The following is a 23,254-nucleotide window of genomic DNA, read 5'->3' as shown; positions in this document are numbered from 1 at the left end:
GGTGTCCGGTCTCAGCCCGGCGTGCGGTACTGCCCTGCGGAAATGAACTGCGAGAAGCGCTCGCACCACACCACGACCGTGGTGTAGTCGTCCACGTTGACGTCATCAGGTACATCGACCAGGAAACGGTTGAAGGTCTTCACCTCGCCGATCCGCCGGGACTGCGCCTTGACCTTCAGGAAGTCAGCCTTGTTGTCGACGAAGCCGTGCACCAGGTAGACCTTGTAGTCCGGCCCTGGCCCCATCTTTCCGTCGAAGGCCACCTGGGTGGGGCTGACGCTGACCTTGCCTTCGGCCCAGTGCACCGCATCGCTGCCCTTGAGGTCGCGGCGGAAGGTGGTGTGGTAGGTGGCCTTGCCCATGGCGTCCTGCACCTGCGCGGCAGGCGGATCGTCGGGGGCGATCAGGATCGGCAGCAGGTAGACGCCCAGGCCAAAGCCGAGGCCGAGGGTGAGCAGGTGGGTGGCAGCAAGAACAAGAACACGACGCATCGAAGACTCCCTGTGGATCGGTCGGGTGCGCGGCAGGACCGCGCGCAGTCATCGTGTGGCGTGCAGGCAGACATTTATAGACACAGAAAACAGGTACAGGGTCAGAAGGCGACGCGACTCTGGCCGAGTGAGACGCCCTGCGGGCCGAAACGGCGCTCGTGGATCTCGCCGTGGCCGTCGGCATCGATCAACAGCACGGTGCTGGCGCGGGTGCCGTAGTCGTCGCCACGGATGAAGGCCGGGCTCAGCCAGCGTTCGCGTTCCAGGCCGATGCCGGTATCGGGCAGCTCGCCGTCTGCAGGGCGGTGCTCGTCGGCCAGCGCGGTCCACAGCGGGGCCAGCTCGCCATCGCCGGACTGCAGCCAGGCCGACAGTGCCGCCATCAGCCGCCGGGTCTTCGGCCAGGGCGCGTCCAGCGCGCCGTTGGACATGCCGTGTACGCCGGGGCCCAGGGTCTGCCGCTCGGCCGGGTGGTTGCCCAGGTACTCCAGAGTGTCGCCATCGGCCAGCAGCAGGTTGAACGGGGCATAGGCGCCGGCAATGGTCGCTAATCGGTCGATGTGCACGGCGGCCGGGTCGCGGCCGCGCAGGAAGTCGGCCACCAGTGCACCGCGCGATGGGCCGGTCTGGGCGGCCAGCGGATCGCGGACATTGGTGACCACCGCCATCCGGCCCGCGGCACCCACCCCGGCCCAGCCACCGCCGGAGCGCAGGTCGCGTCCACCGATGACGGAGGTCTCATCTTGCCAGGGGGCCAGCGCCGCCGTCGGGCGGGCGTGGAACTCATCACGGTTGCCGGTCATCACCAGCCGCCAGCGCGGGTGGTGCATCCAGCCAAGAGCGAGCAGGCACATGGCGTCATTGTGCACGGTTTGCGCAGTCCGGCGCCGTTTTTGGCCCGCTCTGGATGAATGCGCAGCCGATGTTTCACGCCCTGTCCACACCCCTGAACTTCCGTTCAATCTCAAAAATTGAGACGGATCAGCAACTTGTGGATAAGCCTTGAACAATTCTCTAAAGGTTGTTGCAAGCCATTGATGCGGCTGGCGATTTCCCTGCTGAAAAGTTGTTGACAACCCTCGGCCCGCTGCTAAGGTGGGCATCAGAGGGAAATCCGGGTGTTTTGTGGGTTTTCGTGGTTCAATGTTTCACCGGGCGAAGGATAGGTGCACGCGTCGTGTTCCAGGGCGAGACGGCCATCACAGTTGACGATAAAGGGCGCATGGCGGTTCCCACCGCTTACCGCGACCTCGTCGCGCGCGCCAGCAACAACCGTCTCGTACTGACCTACAACCCGTTCGAAGCCGGCTGCCTGTGGCTGTACGCAGAGTCGGAATGGGAGCGGGTCCGCGACGATGTGATGTCCAAGCCCAACACCCAGCGCGTCGTGCGCCTGTTGCAGCAGAAGCTGGTCGGCTCGGCCGCCCATCTGGAGCTGGACGGCAACGGTCGCATCAGCATCCCCGCCAGCCACCGCGGTGCGGTGGGCATTGAGAAGAAGGCGGTATTGCTCGGTATGGGCGACAAGTTCGAATTGTGGAGCGAGCAGGCGCATCGGGCCCTGATCCAGCAGACGTTGTCTGACGAGGATCTGGGTGATGGGTTGCTCGACCTGAAGTTGTGAGCCGGGGTGCCCGGATGCGCCCAGAAGCGCAGACCGGTCACCTTCCGGTGTCGCAGTCGCCGGCGGTGCACCTGCCGGTCCTGTACACCCAGGTCCTTGAAGGCCTGAGGGTGATCGAAAACGGACGTTATCTGGATGGCACGTTCGGTCGTGGCGGTCATGCACGTGGCGTGCTTACCCAGTTGGGTCCCGAGGGGCGCCTGCTGGTCATGGACAAGGATCCGGAAGCCATCGCCGTAGCCGAGCGCGATTTCGCGCCGGACCCGCGCGTGTCCATCTTCCGCGGCAGCTTCGCCCAGCTGCTGCAGTGGGATGCGACGGCCGACGGCCTGGACGGCGTGCTGTTCGACCTGGGCGTGTCGTCGCCGCAGCTGGACGTGGCCGAGCGTGGTTTCAGCTTCGGCAAGGACGGCCCGCTGGACATGCGCATGGACCCGGACAGCGGCGAAAGTGCCGCGCAGTGGATCAACCGCGTCGAAGACCGCGAGATCGCCGATGTGCTGTGGACCTATGGCGAAGAGCGCCAGAGCCGCCGCATCGCGCGTGCCATCGTGGCCCGCCGCGAGAAGCAGCCGTTCACCCGCACTGCCGAACTGGCCGAGCTGGTCGCCTCGGTGATGCCACGTGGAAAGGACAAGATCCACCCGGCCACGCGCAGCTTCCAGGCCATCCGCATCCACATCAACCGCGAGCTGGCCGATCTGGAAGCCGGCCTCGATGCGGCGGTGGAACGGCTCAAGCCCGGTGGCCGCCTGGCGATCATCAGCTTCCATTCGCTGGAAGACCGCATCGTCAAGCAGTACATGAACCGCCTGGCCAAGGCGCCGCCGGCCAACCGCCGCCTGCCCGAGGCGGAGGTGTTCGTGCCGACCCTGGACCTGATCGGCGGCGCCATCAAGGCCACCGATGAAGAACTGGCGGCCAACCCGCGTGCCCGCAGTGCCGTGCTGCGCGTAGCCCAGAAGCGGGAGGCCGATGCATGAGCCGGCTGCTGCTGATCATCCTGTTGGCCTCGACCGTGGCCTCGGCGATCGGCGTCGTGTTCGTGCGTCACCGTCACCGGCAGACGTTCATCGAGCTGTCGCGCGCCGAGCGCAAGCGCGATGACATCAACCTGGAGTTCGGCCGCCTGCAGCTGGAACAGGCCACCCTGGCCGAAGCCAACCGTGTCGATCGCATCGCCCGCGAAAAGCTCGGCATGAAGTTCCCCGAGGCCGCCGACATCGTGGTGGTGCGGCCATGAGCAAGACCGGCCGCAACCGCCCGCGCAACGCCTTCAACCTGCGCCAGCGCCTGCGCTGGGTCGCGCTGGCGCTGGGCCTGTGCTCGGTGTCGCTGGTCGGCCGTGCTGCCTATGTGCAGATCATCAACAGCGACTTCTACCAGCGCCAGGGTGAGGCCCGTTACCTGCGCGAGCTGCCGATCAAGACCTCGCGCGGCATGATCACCGACCGCAATGGCGAGCCGTTGGCGGTGTCCACGCCGGTCGCCTCGATCTGGGTCAACCCGCAGGACCTGCTGCGCTCGCCCGAGCGCATCCCGGAGCTGGCCCAGGCGGTCGGCATGTCGGTGGATGAGCTGAGCAGCCGCCTGTCGCAGAAGTCGGACAAGGAATTCATGTACCTGCGCCGCCGGATCAATCCGGACGAGGCAGAGAAGGTGGTCGCGCTGAAGATTCCGGGCGTGGCCGCGCAGCGCGAGTTCCGCCGCTTCTACCCGCAGGGTGAGGCGATGGCGCACGTGCTGGGCTTCACCAACATCGACGACCGCGGCCAGGAAGGCCTGGAGCTGGCGTTCGACGAATGGCTGCGCGGCAAGGCCGGCGCCAAGCGGGTGATCCGCAACCGCAAGGGCGAGACCGTCGAGAGCGATCTGCTGCGCGCCGCCGAACCGGGCAAGGACCTGACCCTCAGCATCGACCGCCGCATCCAGTACCTGGCCTTCAAGGAACTGCGCAACGCGCTGGTGGCCAACAAGGCGGCCGGCGGTTCGATGGTGATCATGGACGTGACCACCGGCGAGATCCTGGCCATGGTCAACCTGCCGACCTACAACCCGAATTCGCTGACCGGCGCGCTGCCCGATGCGCGCCGCAACCGTGCGGTGACCGACCTGGTCGAGCCGGGTTCGACGATGAAGCCGCTGACCATCGCCACCGCGCTGCAGGCCGGTGCGGTGACCAAGGACACCATCATCGACACCAACCCGGGTTACATGACCCTGGGCCGCTTCACCATCCGCGACGTGCCGCGCAACAACGGCGTGCTGAACGTGACCGGCGTGATCACCCGCAGCTCGAACGTGGGTGCGGCCAAGGTCGCGGCGAAGATGCCGGACCAGGTGTTCTACGACGGCGTGCGCCGCTTCGGCTATGGCTCGGTGCCGCACAGCGGTTTCCCGGGTGAATCCGGTGGCGTGGTGCTGCGCCCGGCGCGCTGGTCGGGCACCACCAAGACCACCATGTCCTACGGCTACGGCCTGAACGTGACCCCGCTGCAGATCGCCACCGCCTACTCGGCGCTGGCCAACGGCGGTCGCCTGATCGCGCCGACCTTCGTCAAGGGCCAGCGCAACGAAGGCCAGCAGATCATCGACGAGAACGTCGCCAAGCAGGTGGTGGCGATGATGGAAACAGTGGTGACCCAGGGCGGCGCCAAGCAGGCGGCGGTGCTGGGCTACCGCGTGGCCGGCAAGACCGGTACCGCGCGCAAGGCCGGCCCCGGCGGTTACGAGCGTGGCCACTACAACGCGCTGTTTGCCGGCGTGGTGCCGGCCACCAACCCGCGTTTCGCCACCGTCATCGTCATCAACGACCCGCAGGCCGGCAAGTTCTACGGCGGCCTGGTGTCGGCGCCGGTCTATCACAACGTGATGGAAGGCACCCTGCGCCTGATGGACGTGCCGCTGGATGACCTGCAGTCGTGGCTGGCCGCCCAGCAGTCCGGCAAGGTCGGCCATTCGGCCTCGATCCTGCCTGCGCCGCCGGCCGAAGCCGCACTGCCGGTGGATGCCGCCGCTGAATTCGATGCTGCGCTGCCGAGCGCGCATGCCCAGACGCCGCCCGCTACGGGAGGCACGCAATGAGTCCTTCGATGTTGCTTTCGCAGTTGCTTCCGGACGTGGCCCTGGTGGGCCATGACCCCGTTCTGACCGGCCTGGTGCTGGACAGCCGTGCCGTGCGCCCCGGTAATGCCTTCGTTGCCATCGCCGGGTTCGGCGCGCATGGCCTGGGCTTTGTCGAGCAGGCCCGCGCGGCCGGTGCCAGCGCCATCCTGTTTGAACCGCCGGCGCCTGCCGAGCTGCCGGCACCGGCCGATGCGATCGCCGTGCCGGGCCTGCGCGCGCGCATGGGTGCGATGGCCGACCAGTTCCATGGCGCGCCGTCGCGGGCGATGGCGATGGTCGGCGTGACCGGCACCAACGGCAAGACCTCCACCGTGCAGCTGCTGGCCCAGGCCTGGCACCTGCTCGGTACGCCCAGTGGCAGTATCGGCACGCTGGGTGCCGGACTTTATGGTGCGGTCGAGCCGACCGGCTTCACCACGCCGCTGGTGCTGCAGATGCATGCGCTGCTGGCGCAGCTGCGCGATGCCGGTGCACGTGCGGTGGCGATGGAAGTCAGCTCGCATGCGCTGGACCAGGGCCGCGTGGATGCCGTGCACTATGACGTGGCGGTGTTCACCAACCTCACCCGCGACCATCTGGACTACCACGGCGACATGGCCAGCTATGGCGCGGCCAAGGCGCGGCTGTTCCATCGCCCGGGCCTGAAGGCCGCAGTGGTCAACCTGGATGATGCGTTCGGTCGCCAGCTGTTCGCTGGCCTGCCGGCGGGCGTGCAGCCGATCGGCCTGAGCTCGCGCGGTGCCACCGATGCCAGCGTGCGCGCCGAAGCGCTGCAGCTGGACGGCCGTGGCATCGCCTTCGAACTGGTCATCGACGGCCAGCGCGCCGCGGTGCAGTCGCCGCTGCTGGGCCGCTTCAACGTGGACAACCTGCTGGCCGTGGCCGGCACCCTGCATGCGCAGGGCCAGCCGCTGCCGCGCATCGCCGAAGTGCTGTCGGCGCTGCAACCGATCCGTGGCCGCATGAACCGCCTTGGCGGCGAAGACGGCCTGCCGACCGTGGTGGTCGATTACGCGCATACCCCGGACGCACTGAAACAGGCGCTGGACAGCCTGCACGGCCACCTGCACGGCGCGCTGTTCTGCGTGTTCGGCTGCGGTGGCGAGCGCGATACCGGCAAGCGCCCGCAGATGGCCGCCATTGCCGAGCGCCTGGCCAACCAGGTCATCGTCACCGACGACAACCCGCGTGGCGAGGACGGCGACGTGATCGTCGCCGACATCCTGGCCGGCTTCCAGAATGCCGATGCCGTGACCGTGCAGCGCAGCCGCGCGCGTGCGATCGGCCTGGCGGTGAAGCGTGCCGGTGCCGGCGACATCATCCTGATTGCCGGCAAGGGCCACGAGCCGTACCAGGAGGTCAATGGCGTACGTCATGACTTCGATGACACCGAAGTGGCTGCTGCTGCGTTGGCTGCCAAGGCGGGTGTTCTAGCCGCTCAGGCCGGGGAGGGAATCGCATGAAGCGCACCCTGCTTTCGCTGATCGCACACTGGGCCGGCGGCGAGATCCACGGCGACGACGTGGCCATCGATGCGGTCAGCAATGACACCCGCAGCCTCGGCCCGGGCAGCCTGTACGTGGCACTGCGCGGCGAGCGTTTCGACGGTCATGATTTCGCCACCGATGCGCAGGCGCGCGGCGCCAGTGCCCTGCTGGTCGAGCGCCTGCTGCCGATCGAGCTGCCGCAGGTGCTGGTGGCCGACAGCGAGCTGGCGCTGGCGAAGATCGCCACCGGCATGCAGCGCGACCGCGAGACCGAGGTGTTCGCGATTACCGGCAGCAATGGCAAGACCAGCGTGAAGAGCCTGCTGCTGTCGATCCTGCAGCAGGTGGCGCAGCACGCGCATAAAGTGGTCTACGCCAACCCGGGCAACCGCAACAACGAGATCGGCCTGCCACTGGCGGTGATCGATGCGCCGGAAGATGCCGACTACGCGGTCTACGAGATGGGCGCCGGCAAGCCGGGCGACATCGCCTACCTGACCGATATCGCCCGCCCGCGCTACGCGCTGGTCAACAACATCGCGCCGGCCCATCTGGAACGGATGGGCAGCCTGCTCGGCGTAGCCGTCACCAAGGGCGCGATCTACGCGGCGCTGCCGGCCGATGGCGTGGCGGTGATCAACGTCGACGATGCCTACGGTCGCTGGTTCGAACAGCACTTCGTCGGCACGCCGGCGCGCTGCCGCGTGCTGCGCTACGGCCTGGAGCACACCGCGGACATCACCGCGCGCGACATCCGCGCCGGTGCCCAGGGCAGCCAGTTCACCCTGGTGTCGCCGATGGGCGAAGCCCGCGTGGTGCTGGGCCTGCCGGGCCGCCACAACGTCAGCAATGCGCTGGCCGCGGCCAGCCTGGCGCTGGCTGCCGGCGTCGACCTGGCGCTGATCGCGGCTGGGCTGGCCGAGGCGCAGCCGGTGCCGGGCCGCCAGATCGCCCATCAGCTGCGCAACGGCGCGGTGCTGGTGGATGACAGCTACAACGCCAACCCCGGTTCACTGGCCGCCGCCATCGATGCCCTGGCCGCTGCCCCGGAAGAGGGCTGGCTGGTGCTGGGCGACATGCGCGAGCTGGGCCCGGATGCCGAGGCGCTGCATGCGCAGGCTGGGCTGCGTGCACGTGCCTCCGGCCTCAAGCGCCTGTACGCGCTGGGTCCGCTCAGCGCCGCCGCTGCCGCCGCCTTCGGCGAGGGCGGCCGTCATTTCACTACCCATGACGCGCTGTCGCAGGCGCTGAAGGACGAGCTGCACCCCGGCGTGCGCTGCCTGGTCAAGGGTTCCCGTGGCAGCGCCATGGACACGATTGTCAAAGCGCTGCTGGCGCAAGGAGAGGAATCCCCGCATGTTGTATGAACTGGCTCGATGGTTGCAGCAGTTGGAGAGCCTGTTCGGGCTGTTCAACTACCAGACGTTCCGCGCCATCCTTGCCGCGCTGACGGCCCTGTTCCTGTCGCTGTGGCTCGGCCCGGCGATGATCCGCAAGCTTGCCCAGTTCAAGGGCGGCCAGCCGATCCGCAAGGACGGTCCGCAGACCCATTTCTCCAAGGCCGGTACGCCGACCATGGGCGGTTCGCTGATCCTGCTCACCATCACCCTGTCGGTGCTGATGTGGGCCGACCTGCGCAACCGCTACGTGTGGCTGGTGCTGGCGGTGATGCTGTGCTTCGGTGCCATCGGCTGGTATGACGACTGGATCAAGATCGTCCGCCGTGACCCGAACGGCCTGAAGTCGCGCTGGAAGTACCTGCTGCAGTCGATCTTCGGCCTGGCTGCGGGCCTGTTCCTGTTCTATACGGCCGACGTACCGGCCGCGCTGACCTTCTACATCCCGATGTTCAAGTCGGTGGCGCTGCCGCTGGCCGGCATCGGCTTCGTGGCCATCGCCTACTTCTGGATCGTCGGCTTCTCCAACGCGGTGAACCTGACCGACGGCCTGGACGGCCTGGCGATCATGCCCACCGTGCTGGTGGCCTGCGCGCTGGGCGTGTTTGCCTATGCCTCGGGCAACGTGGTGTTCGCCAACTACCTGCAGATCCCGCAGATTCCGGGTGCCGGCGAGCTGGTCATCATCTGCGCGGCCATCGCTGGCGCGGGCCTGGGCTTCCTGTGGTTCAACACCTACCCGGCCATGGTGTTCATGGGCGACATCGGCGCGCTGGCGCTGGGTGCGGTGCTGGGCACGATCGCGGTGATCACCCGCCAGGAACTGGTGCTGGTGATCATGGGCGGCGTGTTCGTCATCGAAACACTGTCGGTGATGATCCAGGTCGCCTCGTTCAAGCTGACCGGCAAGCGCGTGTTCCGCATGGCGCCGATCCACCACCATTTCGAACTGAAGGGCTGGCCCGAGCCGCGCGTGATCGTGCGCTTCTGGATCATCTCCGTCGTGCTCGTGCTGATCGGCCTGGCCACGTTGAAGGTGCGCTGAGATGAACGACCTGTCCCGCCAGGCAACACGCCTTGAAGCCATCGAAGGCAGCTACGACAAGTGGCTGCTGGGCGCGATCATCGCGCTCACCGGTGTGGGCGTGGTGATGGTGGCGTCCAGCTCGATCGCCTTGATGAGCAGCCCGTTCTACTACCTCAACCGCCACCTGATCTTCCTGGCGGTCGGCATCGTGCTGGCGGTGATTGCCGCGCGCACCGAGCTGAAGTCGATCGAGCAGTACAACCAGATGCTGCTGCTGGGCTGCTTCGTGCTGCTGCTGGCGGTGTTTACGCCGGGCCTGGGCAGCACGGTCAACGGCGCGCGCCGCTGGATCAACCTGGGCATCTCCAAGTTCCAGACGGTCGAGGCGGTGAAGGTGCTGTACATCGTCTGGCTGTCCAGCTACCTGGTGCGCTTCCGCGACGAGGTCAACGCGACCTGGCCGGCGATGCTCAAGCCGTTGGGCGTGGCCGGTGCGCTGGTGGTGCTGCTGTTGCTGCAGCCGGACTTCGGTTCCTCGACCCTGCTGCTGGCGATCACCGCCGGCATGCTGGTGCTGGGTGGGGTCAACATGCCGCGCATGTCGATGCCGGTGATCATTGGCCTGGTCGGCATGAGCGCGCTGGCGATCATCGAGCCGTACCGCATGCGCCGCATCACCTCCTTCCTGGACCCGTGGGCCGACCAGCAGGGCGACGGCTACCAGCTGTCCAACGCGCTGATGGCGGTAGGCCGTGGCGAGTGGACCGGCGTCGGCCTGGGCAATTCGGTGCAGAAGCTGTACTACCTGCCCGAAGCGCACACCGACTTCATCTTCTCGGTCACCGCCGAGGAATTCGGCTTCCTGGGCACCTGCGTGATCGTGGCCCTGTACGCGCTGCTGGTCGGCCGCACCTTCTGGCTGGGCATGCGCTGCGTGGAAATGAAGCGCCACTTCTCCGGCTACATCGCCTTCGGCATCGGCCTGTGGATCAGCATGCAGACCTTCGTCTCGATCGGCGTGAACCTGGGCATCCTGCCGACCAAGGGCCTGACCCTGCCGCTGATCTCCTCCGGCGGTTCGTCGGTGCTGATGACCTGCGTGGCGATGGGCCTGCTGCTGCGCGTGTCCTATGAACTCAAGCGCGCCGAGCGCCGCCAGGCCGTGCGTATCGGTGGCGCCGAAGACGCCGCCGCCGAGCCGATGGACGAGCCGGCTGCGCCGGTGGCTGCCAGCGTACCGATGAGCGCCGAGCCGGTAGCTGCCGCTGCGACGAACGCCGCGCGTGGCACCAGCCGCCTGCAGTCGCGCGTCGAACCGACCTTCGGGAGGCTGTCATGAGCAGCGCTTCCAACGCACGCCCGGTGATGATCCTGGCCGGCGGTACCGGCGGTCACATCTTCCCCGGCCTGGCCGTGGCCCGGGTGCTGCGCGAGCGCGGCGTGCCGGTCACCTGGATGGGCGCCGACGGTGCGATGGAAACCCGCCTGGTGCCGCAGCACGACATCGCCATCGACACGCTGGCGATCACCGGTCTGCGTGGCAAGGGCAAGCTGGCCCTGCTGGCCGCGCCATGGCGGCTGATGCGCGCGCTGCGCGCGGCCGGCATGATCATCCGAAAGCGCCAGCCGCGTGCGGTGGTGGCCTTCGGTGGCTTCGCCTCCGGCCCCGGCGGCATGGCCACGCGCCTGCACGGCCTGCCGCTGATCGTGCATGAGCAGAACCGCGCACCGGGCCTGACCAACCGCATCCTGTCGCGCTATGCGCGCCGCCTGCTGACCGGCTTCCCGGGCACCTTCGCCCAGCGCGAGGAGTTCGTCGGCAATCCGGTGCGTGCGGAAATTGCCGCCATCGCGCCGCCCGAACAGCGCTTCGCCGACCGCCACGGTCCGCTGCGCGTGCTGGTGGTCGGTGGCAGCCAGGGCGCACGTGCACTCAACACCGGTGTGCCGCAGGCGATTGCCGCGCTGGGCGCGGAGGTACCGGTGCAGGTGCGCCACCAGAGTGGCGAGAAGATGCATGCCGAGGCGGTCGAGGCGTATGCCAAGGCCGGCGTACAGGCTGAAATCACCCCGTTCATCGCCGACATGGCCGAGGCGTTCGCCTGGGCCGATCTGGTCGTGTGCCGCGCCGGCGCGTCGACCCTGGCCGAGCTGTGTGCGGTCGGTGTCGGCAGCGTGCTGGTGCCATTCCCGGCCGCGGTCGACGATCACCAGACCCGCAATGCGGAGTACCTGGTCGAGCGCGGCGCGGCGGTGTTGCTGAAGCAGGACGGAACGCTGGCCGACGGCATTGCCGCACTGCTGCGCGATCTGTCCGAAAATCCCGCCCGCCGCATGCAGATGGCGCAAGCCGCGCGTGCCCTGGCCAAGGTCGATGCCGCCGAGCGCATCGCCGATATCATTCTTGAGGAAGCTGTATGAAGAAGGCATGCCACCGCGCCTGCCCTGCGCGAGGCCGCGCATGATCCGTCGCCTGCACGACACCAACGACCTGGTGCGCGCGTTCCCGCGCGTGCATTTCGTCGGCATCGGCGGCACCGGCATGAGCGGTATTGCCGAAGTGATGCTGACGCTGGGCTATGAAGTGTCCGGCTCGGACAACGCCGACAACGGCGCGACCCGCCGCCTGGCCGGCCTGGGTGCGCGCATCATGCGCGGCCACTCGGCGGCCAATGTGCTGGGCACCGACTGCGTGGTGGTGTCCAGTGCGATCCGCGAGGACAACCCGGAACTGATGGAAGCGCGCAGCCAGCGCATTCCGATCATGCCGCGCGCGGCGATGCTGGCCGAGCTGATGCGTTTCCGCCGCGGCATCGCCGTGGCCGGCACCCACGGCAAGACCACCACCACCAGCCTGACCGCCGCGGTGCTGAGCGAAGGTGGCCTGGACCCGACCTTCGTGATCGGTGGCCAGCTGCTGGCGGCTGGTGCCAACGCCAAGCTGGGCGGTGGCCAGTGGCTGGTGGCCGAGGCCGACGAAAGCGATGGCAGCTTCCTGCGCCTGAATCCGCTGATGTCGATCATCACCAACATTGATGCCGATCATCTGGAGAACTACGGCAACGATTTCGCCCGCGTGCAGGCAGCGTTCGCCGAGTTCCTGCAGCGCCTGCCGTTCTATGGCCTGGCAGTGCTGTGCATCGATGATCCGGAAGTGGCCGCGCTGGCCGCCAAGACCCCGCGCCACGTGATGAGCTACGGCATGAGCCCGCAGGCCGACGTGCGCGCCGAGAACGTGGTGCAGGAAGGGTCGCGCATGCGCTTCACCCTGCGCCTGCCGCAGGGCACCAGCCAGGAAGTGGTGCTGGCGCTGCCGGGCAAGCACAACGTGCTGAACGCACTGGCCGCCGCGGCAGTGGGCTGGCAGCTGGGCGTGGCGCCGGACGCCATCGCACGCGCACTGGAAGGCTTCGCCGGTGTCGGCCGTCGCTTCAACGATCTGGGCGAAGTGACCACCGCCAGCGGTGCGAAGGTGCGCATCATCGACGACTACGGCCATCACCCGAGCGAGCTGGAAGCAGTGTTCGCCGCCGCCCGCGGTGGCTGGGCCGACAAGCGCCTGGTGGTGGCCTTCCAGCCGCACCGTTACAGCCGTACCCGCGACCAGTTCGACAAGTTCGCCGCGGTACTGTCCAGTGTCGACGCGCTGGTACTGAGCGAGGTCTACCCGGCTGGCGAAGAGCCGATTGCCGGCGCCGATTCGCATGCGCTGGCGCGCGCCATCCGTGCGCGCGGCCGCAGCGAGCCGGTGGTGGTGGGCAAGGCCGCCGAACTGGCCAGCGTGCTGCCGGATGTGCTGCAGGACGGTGACCTGCTGCTGATGATGGGGGCCGGCGACATCGGCGCCGTGGCCAGCCACATCGCGGTGGAAGGGTTCAAGGCGGAGGGCGAGGCGTGAGCACGCTGACCTTCCCGCCGCTGCGCGTGACCGACCCGGCCGTGTTCGGCCGCGTCGCCGTGCTGCTCGGCGGCAGTTCCAGCGAACGCGAGGTGTCGCTGGACTCCGGCCGCAACGTGCTGGAAGCACTGCAGGCACGCGGCATCGATGCGTTCGCCGTGGACGGCATTCCGGCGCTGGCCAAGGTGCTGGCCGCCGGCGGTGTCGATCGCGTGTTCAACATCCTGCACGGCCACAACGGTGGTGGTGAGGATGGCATCGTGCAGGGCCTGATGGACGCCTTCGGCGTGCCGTACACCGGCTCGAACGTGCTGGGTTCGGCGCTGAGCATGGACAAGATCCGCACCAAGCAGGTGTGGCTGTCGCTGGGCCTGCCGACCCCGCAGTACAGGAAGGTGGATTCCTCCACGGTGCACGTGCTGGCCGCCGAACTGGGCCTGCCGGTGGTGGTGAAGCCGGCCAACGAAGGCTCCAGCGTGGGCATCAGCCGGGTCACCGATGACGCTGGCCTGGACGAGGCAGTGGCCCTGGCCGCGCGCTATGACGGCCAGCTGCTGATGGAACAGATGGTGGTCGGCGACGAGCTGACTGTAGCCATCCTCGGCGACGTGGCGCTGCCGTCGATCCGCATCGTGCCCAAGGGCCAGTGGTACGACTACAACGCCAAGTACATCGCCGAGGACACCCAGTACCTGTGCCCGGGCCTGGACGGTGCCGACGAAGACGAGATCCGCCGCATCGCGCTGGCCGCGTTCCGCGCTGCCGGCTGCCGCGGCTGGGGCCGCGTGGACGTGATGCGCGACCGCGCCAGCGGCCGCTTCTTCCTGCTGGAAGTGAACACCGCGCCGGGCATGACCAGCCACTCGCTGGTGCCCAAGGCAGCCGCACAGGCGGGCATCGGTTTCGAGGAACTGGTGTGGCGCGTGCTGGAACAGACCCTGGAGGCCCCGCACGCATGAACGCGGTGCTGCGCATCTTCGTCTGGCTGTTGGCGCTGTCGGTGGTTGCACTGCCGGTGGTGGCCGTGGTCAATGGCTGGGTCGGCGCCGAGCGCTGGCCGCTGGCGAAGCTGCGCGTGCACGGTGAATTCAAGCGGGTGCCGGCCGAACAACTGCAGCAGGTGCTGCTGCCGTATGCGCACGCCGGATTCTTCGCGGTCAAGCTGCAGGACGCGCAGGACGCCCTGGAAAAACTGCCGTGGGTGGAAAGCGCGCAGGTGCGCAAGCAGTGGCCGGATGTGCTGGAAGTGACCCTGGTCGAGCACAAGCCGTTCGCGCGCTGGGGCAACGACCGCCTGGTGTCCGAGCAGGGCAAGTTGTTCCCCACGCCGAAGAAGCTGGCCGACCTGGCGCTGCCCGAACTGGACGGCCCGGACAGCCAGACCGAAGAAGTGATGAAGCTGTACAGCGACTCGCGTGCATTGTTCGCACCGGCCGGCGTCGATGTGCGCCGGGTGACGATGGATGCGCGTGGCAGCTGGTCGCTGGTGCTGAGCAACGGCACCGAAGTGGTGGTCGGCCGTGACGACGCGCGCTCGCGCATGCAGCGCTTCGTCAAGGTGCTGCCACAGTTGAATCGTCAGGACGCGCCGATCGAGCGCGCCGACCTCCGTTACACCAATGGTTTCACGCTGAGCTGGGGTACCCCGGCCACGCCGGCGAAAACGCCGGCGACCCCGGCCAGCAGGACGCAGGAAAGGACATGAATCGCAAGGGTGACAAATCGCTGATCGTTGGCCTGGACATCGGCACCTCCAAGGTGGTGGCGCTGGTGGGCGAGTATTCGCCGGGCAACCCGATCGAAGTGATCGGCATCGGCTCGCACGAGTCGCGCGGGCTCAAGCGCGGCGTGGTGGTGGATATCGAATCGACCGTGCAGTCGATCCAGCGCGCGGTGGAAGAAGCCGAGCTGATGGCCGGCTGCGAGATCCGCTCGGTGTACGCCTCGATCTCCGGCAACCACGTGCAGTGCAAGAATTCGCCGGGCATCGTGCCGATCCGCGACGGTGAAGTGACCTGGGGCGACCTGGATCGCGTGCTGGACGCGGCCAAGGCGGTGGCGATCCCGGCCGACCAGAAGATCCTGCATGCGATTCCGCGCGAGTACGTGCTGGACGATTCGCAGGAAGGCATCCGCAACCCGGTCGGCATGACCGGCGTGCGCCTGGAAGTGCACGCCCACCTGGTGGTGTGCGCGCAGTCGGCCGCGGCCAACATCAGCAAGTGCGTGCAGCGCTGCGGCCTGCAGGTGGACGACCTGGTGCTGTCCTCGCTGGCCTCCAGCGTGGCGGTGCTGACTGCCGATGAGCGCGAGCTGGGCGTGGTGCTGGTCGACATGGGCGCCGGCACCACCGACATCGCGGTGTTCGTGCAGGGCGCGATCTGCCACACCGCCTCGCTGCCGATCGCCGGCGACCACGTGACCAACGACATCGCGCATATGCTGCGCACGCCGACCCCGGAAGCCGAGCAGATCAAGGTGCGCTACGCCTGCGCGCTGGCCCAGCTGGCCACCGCCGAGGAAAGCATCCAGGTGCCGTCGGTGGGCGACCGCCCGCCACGCCGCATGCCACGCCATTCGCTGGCGCAGGCGGTGCAGGGCCGTTACGAGGAAATCTTCGAGATGGTGCAGGCCGAACTGCGCCGTTCCGGCTTCGAGGAACTGGTGCGCGCCGGCATGGTGCTGACCGGTGGTGCTTCGAAGATGGAAGGCGTGGTCGAGCTGGCCGAGGAAATGCTGCAGATGCCGGTGCGCGTGGGCATTCCGCAGCACGTCACCGGGCTTGGCGAAGTGGTCGGCAACCCGGTGCATGCCACCGGCGTGGGCCTGCTGCTGATGGGCAGCCAGATCGAGCATCCGCGGCGTCCGTCGCTGCCGACCGGCCGCGCCGGAAGCATGTTCAAGAAACTCAAGACCTGGTTCCGCGGCGAGTTCTGACGCGGAATCCGCAAGACCGGGCCCCGCCCGGGCGCAACACCCGCAGTACCCGCATCACAACGCAACACCGGCAACACACAACCCACACAGCCGCAACGCCGGCATGCAGCAGGAGGGCAGGACGCCCGAATGCCCATGCCAGCCGAAGCGGATACAACGAGGACACGGACATGGCGCATTTTGAACTGATCGAAAAGATGGCACCCAATGCGGTGATCAAGGTGGTTGGCGTGGGCGGCGGCGGCGGCAATGCCGTGGCGCACATGGTCAACTCGGCAGTGGATGGCGTGGAATTCATCACCGCCAACACCGACTCGCAGGCCATCAAGAATTGCGGTGCCAAGCTGCAGCTGCAGCTGGGTACCAACGTGACCAAGGGCCTGGGCGCAGGCGCGAACCCGGAAGTCGGCCGCCAGGCCGCGCTGGAAGACCGTGAGCGCATCATGGACGCGCTGCAGGGTGCGGACATGGTGTTCATCACCGCCGGCATGGGCGGCGGCACCGGCACCGGCGCTGCGCCGGTGGTGGCACAGCTGGCCAAGGAAATGGGCATCCTGACCGTGGCCGTGGTCACCAAGCCGTTCCCGTTCGAAGGCCGTCGCCGCATGCAGGTGGCGCTGAAGGGCATCGAAGAGCTGAGCCAGCACTGCGACTCGCTGATCACCATCCCGAACGAAAAGCTGATCACCGTGCTGGGCCGCAACGCGACCATGATCCAGGCCTTCCGTGCCGCCAACGACGTGCTGCAGGGCGCCGTGCAGGGCATCGCCGACCTGATCGTGCGTCCGGGCCTGATCAACGTCGACTTCGCCGACGTGCGCACCGTCATGTCCGAAATGGGCCTGGCGATGATGGGCACCGGTACCGCCCGCGGCGATGACCGCGCGCAGGCCGCCGCCGAATCGGCGATCCAGAACCCGCTGCTGGACGATGTGAACCTGGCCGGTGCCAACGGCATCCTGGTCAACATCACCGCCGGCGCCGACTTCACCATGGCCGAGTTCGACGAGATCGGCCGCACCATCGATGGCTTCGCTTCCGAAGACGCCACCGTGGTGGTCGGCACCGTGCTCGATCCGGACATGCAGGACGAAGTGCGCGTGACCGTTGTCGCCACCGGCCTGAACCGCGTCTCGGCCAGCAAGACCCAGCGCCCGGGCGAGCGTGCACCGATCAAGCTGGTGCGCAACGCGACCACCGGCCAGCCGGAGTTCGGCGATTTCGACAACGGCGGCGACGCCGTGTCCAAGGCCGTCGGCGGCATGGGTCTGGGCCTGCGTCGTGCCAGCAGCGATACCGCAGCGGCCTCCACCCCGTCGGCGCCGGCCGCTTCGGCCCCGGCAGCGGCGGAACTGCCGAACGATTACCTGGACATCCCGGCCTTCCTGCGCCGCCAGGCGGACTGAGCGGGGTAGCCCGGGGCTTGTCCTCCCCGGGTTGCGCCACCATGTCCTGAAAACGCGGGCGCCGGGCCAGGATGGGCCCGGCCGCCCTGCTTCACGCCCGTCCTGCTGGCGTGCCGGTGTGTCCTGCCGGCTTTTCAGCCAGGGTAGGGGAGCGTGCGTGTTAATCTAATGTGTCACTTCCGGTCCATCCCCCATGATCCAGCAACGCACCCTCAAGAACACGATCCGCGCCACCGGCGTTGGCCTGCACAGCGGTGACAAGGTCTACATGACCCTGCGCCCGGCACCGGTCAACCATGGCATCGTGTTCCGCCGCGTGGACCTGGACCCGGTGGTGGAAGTGCCGGCCAAGGCCGAACTGGTCACCGAAGTGACCCTCTGTACCGGCCTGACCTGCAATGACGCCAAGATCCAGACCGTCGAACACCTGATGTCGGCATTGGCCGGCCTGGGTGTGGACAACATCATCGTCGAACTGTCCTCGGCCGAGCTGCCGATCATGGATGGTTCGGCCGGCCCGTTCGTGTTCCTGCTGCAGTCGGCAGGCATCGTGGAACAGGATGCGCCCAAGCGCTTCATCCGCGTACTGAAGACCGTGGAAGTGACCGAGGGCGACAAGGTGGCCCGCTTCACCCCGTACGAGGGGTACAAGCTGGGCTTCACCATCCAGTTCGACCACCCGATGATCCCGGCCAAGCAGTCGCGCCAGGAAATCGAGTTCTCGACGCTGGCCTACACCAAGGAAATCTCCCGCGCGCGCACCTTCGGCTTCATGCGCGACCTGGAATACATGCGCGAGCGCAACCTGGGCCTGGGCGGTTCGATGGACAACGCCATCGTGCTGGACGAGTTCCGCGTGCTCAACGAAGACGGCCTGCGCTACGCCGACGAGTTCGTGCGCCACAAGATCCTCGATGCGATCGGCGACCTCTATCTGGCCGGCGGCCAGGTGCTGGGGGCCTATGAGGGCTTCAAGTCCGGCCACGCGCTCAACAACAAGCTGGTGCGGGCGCTGATGGCCGACGCCAGCGCCTGGGAGTGGGTCAGCTTCGACTCGCCGGCGACCCCGGATCCGGTGGAATACGCCACGCCGGCCTACGCCTGATTGCCGCAGGTTGTTGAATTGAAAGACAAAAACGCCGCCTGGAAGGGCGGCGTTGTCGTTCGTGGCGGCTGCGGCGTATTCAGCGTGCTTGAGGTCCGTCAAGCGCGGTTCGAAGTCACGGTTTTGTGAACCTGTTGGATCGGAAGCCTGAATTTAACTTGGTTTTAACACCAATCTAACGACAGGCCCCCGGATGGCAGCTAGGATGCGACCCGGCCCCCGAAATGTTTCACGCCGTGGTGACACGTGCGACGGGGAGCGGAGCCGGATGCTCCGTTGTCGTCAGGATCGCTTCTTCGGCTTCGAAGGAACGTCCTGCAGGCATGCCAAGGCGTCGCGTAGCCCTTTGTGCGTGGCGGCTGAAACTGCGTGGGGTCCATTCCGGTTGTCGAGCGCTGGGGAGCGCGTGGGAGTGGGAGACGCAGTCTTGATGGTCACCCTGGTGGCCTTCAGCCCGATGGAACGGGCCGCGTCGAGCAACTGGGCTTCGGCAAGCCGCACCTTGGCATGCCAGACCGGGGACTCGACGAGAAAAACGAGGTGTTCCCCGTCCACATTGGCCAGCCGGCAACGGCTGCGCAGAGGTGGCGGCAACTGGGGGCGCAACTGACGGTCCAGCGCGTCGAGCCACAAGGCACGCCGCAGCGGGTTCCCGCTTTTGTCCGCCATCACCGCATCCAGCGCCGGTTTCGGCACTGACGCGGGGCGAACGCTGGATTTCGGCTCAGACATGAAAACTCACTGATGGCATTCAAAAAGATCGTAATCAAAACGCGTGAAGGACAGGCCAAAGCGTCGCCGATCACGCGTTTGCGGTTCTATTTCGAGGACCGCCCCCGCGCCCTGCTGGGCAGCGTGCTCGGGGTAGGCTGCATTATCGGCCTTGCCGGCGGCATTGGCGCCAGCGCGCTGAATGATTCCCGGCTGCAGGCCAAGGTCGAGCGCCAGGATGCGGAGCTGGCCAAGGTCAAGCGCGATGCGCAGACCCAGGTCAACGCGCTGGCCGCACGCCTGGGCGAGCTGCAGGCCCAGGCCACCCGCCTCAACGCACTTGGCGAACGGCTGACCCAGATGGGCAAGCTGGAAGACGGCGAGTTCGACTTCAACGAGACCCCGGGCCTCGGTGACGGCGATGCCGGCGGCCCGACCAGCGACATCCCGGTCAAGGACGTCAACGCCGACTTACAGGTGCTGGAGCAGCGCTTCGCTGCTTCAGGCCGCCAGTTGTCGGTGATGGAATCGCTGATGTTCGACCACCAGCTGCAGCAGAACGCCGTGCCTTCGCGCATGCCGATCCGCAACAGCTACGTGACCTCCGGCTTCGGCACCCGCGCCGACCCGTTCGGCCGCGGTGCCGCCACCCACAAGGGCATGGATTTCCACGCCAGGGTCGGCGACCCGGTGATGGCCGTGGCCGAAGGCGTGGTCAGCTTTGCCGGCGTGAAGGGCGGCTACGGCAATGTGGTCGACGTCGATCACGGCAACGGTTATGTCACTCGCTACGCGCACAATTCGCGCCTGGTGGTGAAGGCCGGTGACCTGGTCCGTGCCGGCCAGGAAGTGGCCAAGGCCGGTTCCACCGGCCGTTCGACCGGTGCCCACGTGCACTTCGAAGTGTGGGAGAACGGCAACGTGGTCAACCCGCGCAAGTTCCTCGGCGACGGCGGCAACACGCCGGTCGGCCGCATCAGCCGCGGCTGATCCCGGGTCGGATCCCCTCCGCGCTGCGGAAGGGCTCTGACCCGATGCGGTTGATCGGGTAGTGCTGGCCGCTGGCCGGCAATTCCTTGAGCGGCCCGAACGAGGTACCCGGCCAGCGGCCGGCACTACCCACGGGGTTGAAACCCCTTGCGGCCGTCCCAAGCTACAATGGGTGTTGCCATCGACAGGGCGCCAGGCGCCCTGTTTCGTTTGCGGCGGACGGATCCCAAGGGGGAGGCCGGGCGTCGTGTCCATCCAACCCGGTTCCTTCAATGATCAACAGCCTGCTTACCCGCGTATTTGGCAGTCGTAACGAACGACAGCTGCGCCAGCTCAACCGCATCGTCGCCAAGATCAATGCGCTGGAGCCGGAGATCGAGAAGCTTTCCGACGAGCAGCTTCAGGCCAAGACGCCGGAGTTCAAGCAGCGCATCGCCGGCGGCGAAGCCCTGGACAAGGTGCTGCCGGAAGCGTTCGCGGTCTGCCGCGAAGCCGGCCGCCGCGTGCTGGGCATGCGCCACTACGACGTGCAGCTGATCGGCGGCATGGTGCTTCACCTGGGCAAGATCGCAGAAATGCGCACCGGTGAAGGCAAGACCCTGGTGGCGACCCTGCCGGTGTACCTCAACGCGCTGGAAGGCAAGGGCGTGCACGTGGTCACCGTGAACGACTACCTGGCCCGCCGCGATGCCGCGCAGATGGGCAAGCTGTACAACTGGCTGGGCCTGAGCGTGGGCGTGGTGTACCCGGGCATGCCGCACAGCGACAAGCGCGACGCCTATGCCTCGGACATCACCTACGGCACCAACAACGAATTCGGTTTCGACTACCTGCGCGACAACATGGCGCTGTCCAAGGCCGACCGCTACCAGCGCGGCCTGCACTACGCCATCGTCGACGAAGTCGACTCGATCCTGATCGACGAAGCACGTACCCCGCTGATCATCTCCGGTCCGGCCGATGATTCCCCGGAGCTGTACATCCGCGTCAACCGCGTCGTGCCGAACCTGGTCAAGCAGGAAGTGGAAGACGGCGAAGGCGACTTCTGGGTCGACGAGAAGGGCAAGCAGGTGCACCTGTCCGAAGCGGGCATGGAGCACGCCGAGCAGCTGCTGGTCGACGCCGGCATCCTCAATGCCGAGACCGAGGGCCTGTACGCCCCGCAGAACCTGACCGTGGTCCACCACCTCAATGCCGCGCTGCGCGCGCACGCGATCTACCAGCGTGACGTGGACTACATCGTGCGCGATGGCGAAGTGGTCATCGTCGATGAATTCACTGGCCGTACCCTGTCCGGCCGTCGCTGGTCCGATGGCCTGCACCAGGCGGTGGAAGCGAAGGAAGGCGTGCCGGTCCAGCGCGAGAACCAGACGCTGGCCAGCATCACCTTCCAGAACCTGTTCCGCATGTACAAGAAGCTGTCCGGCATGACCGGTACGGCCGATACCGAAGCGTTCGAGTTCCAGAGCATCTATGGCCTGGAAGTGGTGGTGATCCCGACCAACCGCCCGACCATCCGCAAGGACAGCCCGGACCAGGTGTTCCTCAACCGCAAGGGCAAGTTCAACGCGGTGCTGGCCGACATCGAAGAGTGCGCCAAGCGCGGCCAGCCGGTGCTGGTGGGTACCACCTCGATCGAAACCTCGGAAATGCTGTCCGAGCACCTGCGCAAGGCCGGCGTGCAGCACGAAGTGCTCAATGCCAAGCAGCATGACCGCGAAGCGACCATCGTTGCCAATGCCGGTCGCCCGGCGGCGGTGACCATCGCCACCAACATGGCCGGCCGTGGTACCGACATCGTGCTGGGCGGTTCGCTGGAAGCGGAAATCCACGAACTGGGCGAGGACGCGACCGACGCGCAGAAGGCCGCGGTCAAGGCCGAATGGCAGAAGCGCCACGAGGCAGTCAAGGCAGCCGGCGGCCTGCACATCGTCGGCACCGAGCGCCACGAATCGCGCCGTATCGACAACCAGCTGCGTGGTCGTTCGGGCCGACAGGGTGACCCGGGTTCGTCCCGCTTCTACCTGTCGCTGGAAGACAACCTGATGCGCATCTTCGCCTCCGACTGGGTGCAGAAGGCCATGCGCATGATGGGCATGAAGGAAGACGACGTCATCGAGGACCGCTTGGTCAGCCGCCAGATCGAGAAGGCGCAGCGCAAGGTCGAGGCCCACAACTTCGACATCCGCAAGAACCTGCTGGACTTCGACGACGTCAACAACGACCAGCGCAAGGTGATCTACGCCCAGCGCGACGAGCTGCTGGACGCCGAGTCGGTGAAGGCCAACGTCGACGGCATCCGCGACGACGTGATCTTCGACGTGGTGGCCCGCTTCGTGCCGCCGAATTCGATCGACGAGCAGTGGGACCTGCGTGGCCTGGAGGCGACCCTGGAGTCGGACTTCGGCCTGCAGATGTCGCTGACCGACCTGGTCAAGGACCACGAGGAACTGGACGCCGAGGCCATTGCCGCCAAGGTGCAGGAGCGCGTCAACCAGCACTTCGCCGAGAAGGAAGCCGGCGTGGGCGAAGAGACCATGCGCGCGCTGGAGAAGCACGTGATGCTGACCGTGCTGGACCAGAGCTGGAAGGAGCACCTGGCACGCATGGATTACCTGCGCCAGGGCATCTACCTGCGTGGTTATGCGCAGAAGCAGCCGAAGCAGGAATACAAGAAGGAAGCCTTCGAGCTGTTCTCGGACATGCTGGAGAACGTGAAGCGCGAAGTGGTGACCCTGCTGTCGCGCGTGCGCATCCGCAGCGACGAGGAAGTGCAGGCGCTGGAAGCGGCAGAACGCCAGCAGGCCCAGGCACGCCTGAGCCAGTCGCAGTTCCAGCACCAGGACGCGGGCGGCTACAGCGCCGACGAGGAAGCGGCGCAGGTGGAGGCCGAACGCCAAGGCGTCGCGCAGCTGCAGCGCGATGAGCCGAAGATCGGCCGCAACGACCCGTGCCCCTGCGGCAGTGGCAAGAAGTACAAGCACTGCCACGGCCAGCTGAGCTGACCTCCGGAGAGCCCCGCGAAAGCGGGGCTTTTCATTTCCGGCGGGTGATC

Annotated in this window: 19 protein-coding genes and 1 pseudogene; 17 read left to right on the top strand and 3 right to left on the bottom strand. The window is 67.1% G+C overall.

What is annotated here, in order from left to right:
• Positions 1-11: 11 nt before the first annotated feature.
• Both SSKA14_RS21395 and SSKA14_RS21390 read right to left on the bottom strand, forming a co-directional pair.
• Positions 12-491, bottom strand: coding sequence for a DM13 domain-containing protein (locus tag SSKA14_RS21395; RefSeq protein WP_008265547.1), 480 nt, complete (start codon positions 489-491; stop codon positions 12-14).
• A 101-nt stretch (positions 492-592) separates the two neighbouring features.
• Positions 593-1,345 (bottom strand): NRDE family protein, encoded by a 753-nt coding sequence (locus SSKA14_RS21390; RefSeq protein WP_008266329.1) that lies wholly within the window; start codon positions 1,343-1,345, stop codon positions 593-595.
• A 323-nt stretch (positions 1,346-1,668) separates the two neighbouring features.
• Between SSKA14_RS21390 and mraZ the strand changes: the two genes are divergently transcribed.
• From mraZ to lpxC, 15 genes and pseudogenes are all read left to right on the top strand, one after another.
• Positions 1,669-2,115, top strand: coding sequence for a division/cell wall cluster transcriptional repressor MraZ (gene mraZ / locus SSKA14_RS21385; RefSeq protein ID WP_004143635.1), 447 nt, complete (start codon positions 1,669-1,671; stop codon positions 2,113-2,115).
• A gap of 14 nt (positions 2,116-2,129) precedes the next feature.
• Entirely contained in the window at positions 2,130-3,098 is a 969-nt protein-coding gene (rsmH, locus tag SSKA14_RS21380; protein ID WP_008268738.1) for a 16S rRNA (cytosine(1402)-N(4))-methyltransferase RsmH, read from the top strand.
• Positions 3,095-3,358 carry a cell division protein FtsL gene (gene ftsL / locus SSKA14_RS21375; RefSeq protein ID WP_005412242.1) on the top strand — a complete coding sequence of 88 codons (264 nt, stop codon included), beginning with the start codon at positions 3,095-3,097 and terminating at the stop codon, positions 3,356-3,358. The genes rsmH and ftsL overlap by 4 nt, the downstream gene beginning before the upstream one ends.
• Positions 3,355-5,199, top strand: coding sequence for a penicillin-binding transpeptidase domain-containing protein (locus SSKA14_RS21370; protein ID WP_004154216.1), 1,845 nt, complete (start codon positions 3,355-3,357; stop codon positions 5,197-5,199). Before ftsL ends, SSKA14_RS21370 begins: the two co-directional genes overlap by 4 nt.
• Positions 5,196-6,704, top strand: a complete 1,509-nt coding sequence (locus tag SSKA14_RS21365) for a UDP-N-acetylmuramoyl-L-alanyl-D-glutamate--2,6-diaminopimelate ligase (protein ID WP_040008921.1) — start codon at positions 5,196-5,198, stop codon at positions 6,702-6,704. The genes SSKA14_RS21370 and SSKA14_RS21365 overlap by 4 nt, the downstream gene beginning before the upstream one ends.
• A complete protein-coding gene (gene murF / locus SSKA14_RS21360) occupies positions 6,701-8,095 on the top strand; it encodes a UDP-N-acetylmuramoyl-tripeptide--D-alanyl-D-alanine ligase (protein ID WP_008267190.1) in 1,395 nt (464 codons plus the stop codon). The genes SSKA14_RS21365 and murF overlap by 4 nt, the downstream gene beginning before the upstream one ends.
• Positions 8,085-9,170 carry a phospho-N-acetylmuramoyl-pentapeptide-transferase gene (gene mraY / locus SSKA14_RS21355; RefSeq protein ID WP_004154219.1) on the top strand — a complete coding sequence of 362 codons (1,086 nt, stop codon included), beginning with the start codon at positions 8,085-8,087 and terminating at the stop codon, positions 9,168-9,170. Before murF ends, mraY begins: the two co-directional genes overlap by 11 nt.
• 1 nt (position 9,171) lies before the next feature.
• Positions 9,172-10,491 carry a putative lipid II flippase FtsW gene (gene ftsW, locus SSKA14_RS21350; protein WP_040008918.1) on the top strand — a complete coding sequence of 440 codons (1,320 nt, stop codon included), beginning with the start codon at positions 9,172-9,174 and terminating at the stop codon, positions 10,489-10,491.
• A complete protein-coding gene (gene murG / locus SSKA14_RS21345) occupies positions 10,488-11,573 on the top strand; it encodes an undecaprenyldiphospho-muramoylpentapeptide beta-N-acetylglucosaminyltransferase (RefSeq protein WP_008267019.1) in 1,086 nt (361 codons plus the stop codon). The genes ftsW and murG overlap by 4 nt, the downstream gene beginning before the upstream one ends.
• A gap of 40 nt (positions 11,574-11,613) precedes the next feature.
• The gene (gene murC / locus SSKA14_RS21340; RefSeq protein WP_008268611.1) at positions 11,614-13,050 is read left to right on the top strand and encodes a UDP-N-acetylmuramate--L-alanine ligase; all 1,437 of its coding nucleotides are present in this window, start codon (positions 11,614-11,616) and stop codon (positions 13,048-13,050) included.
• A complete protein-coding gene (locus SSKA14_RS21335) occupies positions 13,047-14,009 on the top strand; it encodes a D-alanine--D-alanine ligase (RefSeq protein WP_008264784.1) in 963 nt (320 codons plus the stop codon). The genes murC and SSKA14_RS21335 overlap by 4 nt, the downstream gene beginning before the upstream one ends.
• Positions 14,006-14,680, top strand: a pseudogene (locus SSKA14_RS21330) (cell division protein FtsQ/DivIB); the annotation flags it as partial. The gene SSKA14_RS21335 and the pseudogene SSKA14_RS21330, both read left to right, overlap by 4 nt.
• A gap of 71 nt (positions 14,681-14,751) precedes the next feature.
• Positions 14,752-15,987 carry a cell division protein FtsA gene (gene ftsA / locus SSKA14_RS21325; protein WP_005408083.1) on the top strand — a complete coding sequence of 412 codons (1,236 nt, stop codon included), beginning with the start codon at positions 14,752-14,754 and terminating at the stop codon, positions 15,985-15,987.
• 170 nt (positions 15,988-16,157) lie between these two features.
• Positions 16,158-17,393, top strand: coding sequence for a cell division protein FtsZ (gene ftsZ, locus SSKA14_RS21320; protein ID WP_040008912.1), 1,236 nt, complete (start codon positions 16,158-16,160; stop codon positions 17,391-17,393).
• A gap of 193 nt (positions 17,394-17,586) precedes the next feature.
• A complete protein-coding gene (gene lpxC, locus SSKA14_RS21315) occupies positions 17,587-18,498 on the top strand; it encodes a UDP-3-O-acyl-N-acetylglucosamine deacetylase (RefSeq protein ID WP_008267619.1) in 912 nt (303 codons plus the stop codon).
• Positions 18,499-18,780: 282 nt separating this feature from the next.
• Here the strand turns inward: lpxC and SSKA14_RS21310 are convergent, their stop codons facing one another.
• Positions 18,781-19,230, bottom strand: a complete 450-nt coding sequence (locus SSKA14_RS21310) for a DUF721 domain-containing protein (protein WP_004154229.1) — start codon at positions 19,228-19,230, stop codon at positions 18,781-18,783.
• 12 nt (positions 19,231-19,242) lie between these two features.
• On the opposite strand from SSKA14_RS21310, the gene SSKA14_RS21305 reads away from it, so the two are divergent.
• Positions 19,243-20,199: a M23 family metallopeptidase gene (locus tag SSKA14_RS21305; RefSeq protein WP_004154230.1), complete on the top strand. Its 957-nt coding sequence runs from the start codon at positions 19,243-19,245 to the stop codon at positions 20,197-20,199.
• A gap of 272 nt (positions 20,200-20,471) precedes the next feature.
• On the top strand, positions 20,472-23,204 hold the full coding sequence (gene secA / locus SSKA14_RS21300; protein ID WP_008265958.1) for a preprotein translocase subunit SecA: 2,733 nt from the start codon (positions 20,472-20,474) through the stop codon (positions 23,202-23,204).
• The last annotated feature ends 50 nt before the right edge of the window (positions 23,205-23,254 follow it).

This window comes from Stenotrophomonas sp. SKA14, from assembly GCF_000158575.1.
In the GTDB taxonomy this organism is placed as follows: Bacteria; Pseudomonadota; Gammaproteobacteria; order Xanthomonadales; family Xanthomonadaceae; genus Stenotrophomonas; species Stenotrophomonas forensis.
Note: the sequence above shows the minus strand (reverse complement) of the source record. Positions and strands in the feature narration are given on the sequence as shown.

Coding starts and splice junctions, on each gene's coding strand:
- SSKA14_RS21395 (WP_008265547.1), bottom strand. CDS start 491: ATGCGTCGTGTTCTTGTTCTTGCTGCCACCCACCTGCTCACCCTCGGC.
- SSKA14_RS21390 (WP_008266329.1), bottom strand. CDS start 1,345: ATGTGCCTGCTCGCTCTTGGCTGGATGCACCACCCGCGCTGGCGGCTG.
- rsmH (WP_008268738.1), top strand. CDS start 2,130: ATGCGCCCAGAAGCGCAGACCGGTCACCTTCCGGTGTCGCAGTCGCCG.
- ftsL (WP_005412242.1), top strand. CDS start 3,095: ATGAGCCGGCTGCTGCTGATCATCCTGTTGGCCTCGACCGTGGCCTCG.
- SSKA14_RS21370 (WP_004154216.1), top strand. CDS start 3,355: ATGAGCAAGACCGGCCGCAACCGCCCGCGCAACGCCTTCAACCTGCGC.
- SSKA14_RS21365 (WP_040008921.1), top strand. CDS start 5,196: ATGAGTCCTTCGATGTTGCTTTCGCAGTTGCTTCCGGACGTGGCCCTG.
- murF (WP_008267190.1), top strand. CDS start 6,701: ATGAAGCGCACCCTGCTTTCGCTGATCGCACACTGGGCCGGCGGCGAG.
- mraY (WP_004154219.1), top strand. CDS start 8,085: ATGTTGTATGAACTGGCTCGATGGTTGCAGCAGTTGGAGAGCCTGTTC.
- ftsW (WP_040008918.1), top strand. CDS start 9,172: ATGAACGACCTGTCCCGCCAGGCAACACGCCTTGAAGCCATCGAAGGC.
- murG (WP_008267019.1), top strand. CDS start 10,488: ATGAGCAGCGCTTCCAACGCACGCCCGGTGATGATCCTGGCCGGCGGT.
- murC (WP_008268611.1), top strand. CDS start 11,614: ATGATCCGTCGCCTGCACGACACCAACGACCTGGTGCGCGCGTTCCCG.
- ftsA (WP_005408083.1), top strand. CDS start 14,752: ATGAATCGCAAGGGTGACAAATCGCTGATCGTTGGCCTGGACATCGGC.
- ftsZ (WP_040008912.1), top strand. CDS start 16,158: ATGGCGCATTTTGAACTGATCGAAAAGATGGCACCCAATGCGGTGATC.
- lpxC (WP_008267619.1), top strand. CDS start 17,587: ATGATCCAGCAACGCACCCTCAAGAACACGATCCGCGCCACCGGCGTT.
- SSKA14_RS21310 (WP_004154229.1), bottom strand. CDS start 19,230: ATGTCTGAGCCGAAATCCAGCGTTCGCCCCGCGTCAGTGCCGAAACCG.
- SSKA14_RS21305 (WP_004154230.1), top strand. CDS start 19,243: ATGGCATTCAAAAAGATCGTAATCAAAACGCGTGAAGGACAGGCCAAA.
- secA (WP_008265958.1), top strand. CDS start 20,472: ATGATCAACAGCCTGCTTACCCGCGTATTTGGCAGTCGTAACGAACGA.